The following is a 1,445-nucleotide window of genomic DNA, read 5'->3' as shown; positions in this document are numbered from 1 at the left end:
GCAGTTAACTTATATGCAGGCACGATATTATGATCCAGTCATAGGGCGGTTTTACTCGAATGATCCTGTTGGATTTGATAATCCACATAACTTTAACCGTTATAGTTACGCAAACAATAACCCCTACAAATACATCGATCCAGATGGCAGGGATAGCTATTTAGTTAGCAGATCACTAAAGGGTTCTCCAATCGGAAACCACAACTTTATTGTCTCGCATGCAAATTATCTTGGCGATCCTAATGCAAAAGTATACTCATGGGGGCCTCTTGAAAATGGAAAATTGGGGCTTGTTAATAACGTAAATTCTGGTGGAGCCGCTCAAACATGGGAGGATGATGTCGCAGCATGGCAATCTTTAAGTATTGATGGAGCAGAAGGGGTAGCCTTTAGGTCAATTGACGCCTCAGATGACGATGTGGGCTTTTTGGCAAGCACTGTACAAGAAAACAGAAACTACAAGTACGTACCTAGTCTTGTAACAGGCTCCGCTAATAGTAACTCTGCTGCTGGGGCGGTTGCAAATGCTGCTGATGGTGGTTCCACGAGCGTACCTTCTGGTGGGTGGCAGCCCGGGCATCAGCAATCTTCAACTGTGAACGTTGGTAACTCTCCTGCTGTTTATAGGGTATCAGGTAGGATTGAATCTCAAAAGCTTGCAGAAAAATTAAAATAATTGTGACCCGTGGGAGTCATTTAAAATGAAAGCGTTGAAACTGTTTATATTTTTTTTAATAGCATTGATTTTGATAGCAGTATTTTATTATGGGGAAAAATCTATTACTAAAGGCGAAAAATATGGAATAACCATAGGTGATAGCAAAGATAAAGTTTATTCGGAACTAAGTGGATTCCTTTCGAGGGTTAAAAGCGCTGGGGACAAGGTTTTCATTCGTATAAAAGTGACAGAGGCTTCAACTAAACTTCTGGCTACTGACACAGGATTTGACATATTTGTCGAACCTTACTTCCATATAGGGTCTGGTGAAGAATTTAAGCAGAGCGATAGATGGGTATTTTATCTGAACGCTAGTTCTTTGGATGTCGTTGAGCTAAGGTTCGAGAGCGAAAAGTTGACTGAGATATATAGAAATAAAAGATTGATTGAACTACCGTAAGCTTTGAAAATATAAACCTCAAGCCCCTCCCTCACCAGTAACTCGGTATCGGCGGGGCTTTTTGTTACCAAAGAAGGCAACACTCTTCAGCAAATTCGCCATCTTTCCACTGGCCGAGTGACCTTTTGCCAGTAGCTTTAGGGTCAGGTCTTGCTTTTTGCCTTTTACAACAGTAGCTTTAGGGTCAGGTCTTGTTTTTTGCCTTTTACAATGCACACCAACAGTTGTGCCGTAGTAGCTTTAGGGTCAGGTCTTGCTTTTTGCCTTTTACAATGCACACCAACAGTTGTGCCGCCTGGTACGGCCAGATGTAGGGCACACCGCATA

2 protein-coding genes are annotated in these 1,445 nt (G+C 42.1%); both read left to right on the top strand.

Translation table 11 applies throughout. The annotated features are described in order from the left end of the window. Window positions 1-676 (top strand): RHS repeat-associated core domain-containing protein (locus tag RNAN_RS18500; RefSeq protein WP_040552744.1); only part of this gene is annotated, 676 nt, incomplete at its 5' end. A gap of 25 nt (window positions 677-701) precedes the next feature. Then, window positions 702-1,118, top strand: a complete 417-nt coding sequence (locus RNAN_RS18495) for a hypothetical protein (RefSeq protein ID WP_040552742.1) — start codon at window positions 702-704, stop codon at window positions 1,116-1,118. Window positions 1,119-1,445 lie beyond the last annotated feature (327 nt).

It is taken from the genome of Rheinheimera nanhaiensis E407-8 (assembly GCF_000296695.1).
Taxonomy (GTDB): domain Bacteria; phylum Pseudomonadota; class Gammaproteobacteria; order Enterobacterales; family Alteromonadaceae; genus Alishewanella; species Alishewanella nanhaiensis.
The sequence above is the reverse complement of the archived record's forward strand: the minus strand, read 5'-3'. Positions and strand labels throughout refer to the sequence as shown.

What these genes read in the sequence shown, in the direction of transcription:
- RNAN_RS18495 (WP_040552742.1), top strand. Translation starts at nt 702, where the DNA reads ATGAAAGCGTTGAAACTGTTTATATTTTTTTTAATAGCATTGATTTTG.